The following is a 3,958-nucleotide window of genomic DNA, read 5'->3' on the forward strand; positions in this document are numbered from 1 at the left end:
AACTATATTCAAATCATCTGCTTTAAAAGTTGCCCCCGCCGGACTAATAATACCCACTCCGTCCCCCGGTTGTAGATGTGGCGGTTTAATTAGAGGAAAATTATTACTAACAACTTTTCTAGGAATTAGGGAAAAACTAACAGCAGTTAGGGCGGAATTAATGAAAAATTGACGGCGCTTCATTCTGATAGTTTTTAGAGAAATTGCCAGGGAAATAAGAATTTAAGTAGGTAGGCGTTAAAAATTATCAGATGCCCCCCTTATTAAGGGGGGATCGAGGGAAAAAAAAGTTTTCACAATTGCCCCAGCTAAGAGGACAATTAATGCCCAAACCTGATATTTTTGGTTTCCTTCTAATGAGTTTAGTCGATTTTCTATTCCCTCAACTTTTCCCGTTAACACCGCTTGTCCTACCTTTAAATCCGTCACATCTTTTTGTAACGAATCGATTTTTCCCTCCATCCGCATCAAGATAGTTTCTAGGGAATAAGTAACCGTTTCCTGAGATTGATTCATTTGTTCAAGACCTTTTAGTTAATTTTTGCCCTAGAAAAGCCATTATGCTTCCGATTTTGCCATATCGCGAATGATATCGCCGCGGGTGATAATACCAATTACTTTGTGGGTTTCTTCCTCAATCACCGGTAAACGACGCACATGACGATCATACATTAACGAGGCCGCTTCTTTCAAAGGGCGATCAGCTGTGATACTAATAGGTTTATCGGTCATTACTTCCCCCACGGTTTGACCGAGAGCTTTATGGAGTAATTTCTCGTGACGGCTAGGATTTTGTAGATAGATGACGCTATCGAGGAGCATAATGTAAGGAGGAGCTTCTACTCCCGTTTCCTGCCACATAAGGTCAGTTTCGGAGATAACCCCAATCAGTCGCATATTGTCATCCACCACGGGTAAACCACTAAACCGCTTTTCGGCCAAAATCTTCACTGCTTCAGACAGAGAAGTGTTAGCGGTGACGGTGATGGGATTGGGAGTCATGATATCGGCAACTGTTTTCGTCATCTTAGCGACCTGCGATAATAATGCTTTGTCTCTCCATCTTATCATTAGGGTAATCAGTCGCCGCTTAATTATGACTATTCTTAAATCTTCGGGCGAGAAAATGGTATAACATAAAAAGGAAATGGGATATTAATTTAGTTAGTTGACAAGGAAAAAGAAAAATGATCGCTCAACCTCAATACCCAGAAAGAATGACCCCGGAAGAGTATCTAGAATGGGAAGCTACACAGGAATGTCGCCATGAATACATTGATGGGGAAATTATCGCCATGACTGGGGGTAGTCTGCCCCATAATGATATTACCTTGAATTTTTACACTGCTTTAAGACTTCATCTCCGTCCGCGAGGCTGTCGAGTCAATGTATCTGATGTGAAAGTACAAGCTAATAATAGTCGTTATTTTTATCCCGATTTGGTGATTAGTTGCAATTCTAGGGATAGAGAATCTCGTAATTTTATTCAACATCCACAAGTGATTATTGAAGTGCTTTCCCCTAGCACAGGAAACTACGATCGCACTAAAAAGTTACAATATTATCGTCAGATTCCTAGTTTACAAGAATACGTTTTAGTCGATCCTGAATCGATCATTGTTGAGGTTTATCGTCGCGGTGAAGATAAAATTTGGTTTTACTGCGCTTATAGTCAAGGGGAAGAAATTATTCTATCTAGTCTCGATTTTCACTGTGCGATCGAGTTAATCTATGAGGGGATAAGTTTCGATTAAAGAAAGTTTACAAACAGGTCAAACCTTCCTAGAATTAAAATAAATACGTCCCGATTGTTTCGATAAATTCTATGTTACCGCCCCTATTAGTCCTTGATCCCTTGTTAGAAAACTGGTTACGAGAAGATCTCGGTAGAGGCGATCGCACCACCCAAGCAATTTTCTTCGGTCATGCTAAAATTGGTCAAGCTAGTTGGATTGCCAAGGAAGCGGGAGTTATTGCTGGTTTACCCGTAGCTGAACGAGTTTTTCAACTGCTTAACCCCACTATTCACTTTACCCCCACCGTTGCCGAGGGGGAATTCTGCCCCAAGTCTAAAGTTATTGCCGAGATAGAAGGTTCCTTCGATGCGTTGTTAATCGGGGAAAGAGTCGCTTTAAATCTTGCCATGCGCTTGAGTGGAATCGCTAGTGCCACTCGTCAGTATGTGGAGAAAATTGCCGATTTATCGACAAGATTGGTGGATACTCGCAAAACTACCCCCGGATTGCGAATTTTAGAAAAATATGCCTCCGGTATCGGTGGCGCGATTAACCATCGTTTGGGGTTAGATGATGCAATTATGATTAAAGATAATCATATTCAAGCAGCGGGCAGCATTGAGGAAGCAGTGCGTCGTGTACGGCAAAATATGCCCTATCCTCTCACAATTGAGGTGGAAACCAGTCAATTAGAAGAGGTGAATCAAGCTCTGCAGCAGCAGGTAGAGATCATTATGTTAGATAATATGGATTTAGAGATGATGCAAACTGCTGTGGAGATGATCCGCAATTTTAATAGTAAAACCAAAATAGAAGCATCGGGAAATATTACCCTCGATCGCATTCGCAACGTCGCCGAAACAGGAGTAGATTATATTTCTACTAGCGCCCCAATTACCCGTTCTACTTGGTTAGATATCAGTATGAGAATTGATTAAAAGGCTATATCAGTTATCAGTTATCAGTTATCAGTTATCAGTTTTGATCACTGTCTCCTATCTATTCTAACCTCGATCGCATCGCCAATATTTAGGTGTAATTGCTTTTGGGCGCTCCCACTATTGACGGCAATTTCTAACCCCCCGTGACTACCGATAAAAGCGACTATTTCCCCGGAAGGAACATCACTGTAGGTGTTTTTTGCGGGGATAATTTTTGGACCCAACTGCACCGACCAATTTTTTCCCTCTAGGAGATAATCGGGAATATTGCTGATTAAATTGCCGAAAATGTCAATATATTGAATTTGACCCCTGATTTTATCTTCCTCGATTTGCGGAACAGCGATCGCTAATTGTTGCAAGCTATCGGGATCAATCATCTCACCTAACATTTCTAGGGGTACTCCCCGGGACAAATAAGCGGCCACAGCAGCAAAAATATCACGACCATGAAAAGTAGTGCTAGGGTTAGGGGTGCGCCAATAGGAAGAATTATCGAGATTAACGGCAGATATAGCGGGAGATTGGCTTAAAATGCCACTAAATAAACCATTATCTGGACCAACTAAATAACCACCGGCAAAACGAATCCCTACCCCGCGTCTTTTGCTTCCCACCCCCGGATCTATAACTGCCAGATGAATAGTGCCTTGGGGAAAATATTGATAGGCATTCAGGAGGACAAAACGACCAGCGTAAAGGTCTTGGGGCGAAATTTGATGATTCAGATCGATCGTGCGAGCATGGGGGGCAATTCCCGCGATTACTCCCTTGATAATGCCCACATAACCGTCCTGTAGTCCAAAATCGCTAGTAAGGGTTATTAGTGCCTGTTCCGTCATTGACTTGTCCCTAGGGTTGCCAACACCGTTAATAAATCTTAACGCCAAATTCAGTAGCTAAAGATACAGTTTACCAAGGAGAATGTTATGATTTAGATATAAGGTAAGTTAAGTCGCTCAAAAGTCTGTCCATCATGAACAAAAATCGTCAGCAAGTCCTAACACAAGCCGCCGTCGCTCATAGGGAAACACTCCGCAGAAATTTACAACACCGACTGGAAGTGGCTAGAGCGCAGGGAAATGAGGCTCTAGTGCGTCAATTGGAAGCAGAGGCGGCCTATTTGCACCTTCGTTAGATTTAATCGGTGTTTAGTCATCGGAAATTTTGGGTCTGAAACCCCGCCGTTCTAGGTTGGCTTTACGTTAGAATTAAAAGGCCAGTCTCGAAAACCAAGTGGACGGCGCAGCACCTTGAAAACTCGGCTTAGGGGGTTCCGAC

General features: G+C 42.5%; 6 protein-coding genes and 1 pseudogene. 3 read left to right on the top strand and 4 right to left on the bottom strand.

Annotated features, from left to right (window positions below):
* The 3 genes and pseudogenes from IQ242_RS18710 to IQ242_RS18720 form a co-directional block, all read right to left on the bottom strand.
* Window positions 1-183, bottom strand: a pseudogene (locus IQ242_RS18710) (LD-carboxypeptidase); the annotation flags it as partial.
* Between the two features lie 54 nt (window positions 184-237).
* A complete protein-coding gene (locus IQ242_RS18715; protein WP_193961003.1) occupies window positions 238-516 on the bottom strand; it encodes a hemolysin XhlA family protein in 279 nt (92 codons plus the stop codon).
* A gap of 42 nt (window positions 517-558) precedes the next feature.
* Window positions 559-1,026: a CBS domain-containing protein gene (locus IQ242_RS18720; RefSeq protein WP_012265148.1), complete on the bottom strand. Its 468-nt coding sequence runs from the start codon at window positions 1,024-1,026 to the stop codon at window positions 559-561.
* 161 nt (window positions 1,027-1,187) lie between these two features.
* On the opposite strand from IQ242_RS18720, the gene IQ242_RS18725 reads away from it, so the two are divergent.
* Together IQ242_RS18725 and nadC are read left to right on the top strand one after the other, a co-directional pair.
* A complete protein-coding gene (locus IQ242_RS18725) occupies window positions 1,188-1,754 on the top strand; it encodes a Uma2 family endonuclease (RefSeq protein WP_193961004.1) in 567 nt (188 codons plus the stop codon).
* 71 nt (window positions 1,755-1,825) lie between these two features.
* Complete coding sequence (nadC, locus tag IQ242_RS18730; RefSeq protein WP_002760033.1) at window positions 1,826-2,674, top strand: carboxylating nicotinate-nucleotide diphosphorylase; 849 nt, start codon at window positions 1,826-1,828, stop codon at window positions 2,672-2,674.
* A 47-nt stretch (window positions 2,675-2,721) separates the two neighbouring features.
* Here the strand turns inward: nadC and IQ242_RS18735 are convergent, their stop codons facing one another.
* The gene (locus IQ242_RS18735; protein WP_193961005.1) at window positions 2,722-3,519 is read right to left on the bottom strand and encodes an S-adenosyl-l-methionine hydroxide adenosyltransferase family protein; all 798 of its coding nucleotides are present in this window, start codon (window positions 3,517-3,519) and stop codon (window positions 2,722-2,724) included.
* A gap of 134 nt (window positions 3,520-3,653) precedes the next feature.
* Between IQ242_RS18735 and IQ242_RS18740 the strand changes: the two genes are divergently transcribed.
* A complete protein-coding gene (locus IQ242_RS18740) occupies window positions 3,654-3,815 on the top strand; it encodes a hypothetical protein (RefSeq protein ID WP_002765458.1) in 162 nt (53 codons plus the stop codon).
* Window positions 3,816-3,958: the final 143 nt, after the last annotated feature.

It is taken from the genome of Microcystis sp. LEGE 08355, from assembly GCF_015207185.1.
GTDB classification, from domain to species: Bacteria; Cyanobacteriota; Cyanobacteriia; order Cyanobacteriales; family Microcystaceae; genus Microcystis; species Microcystis panniformis.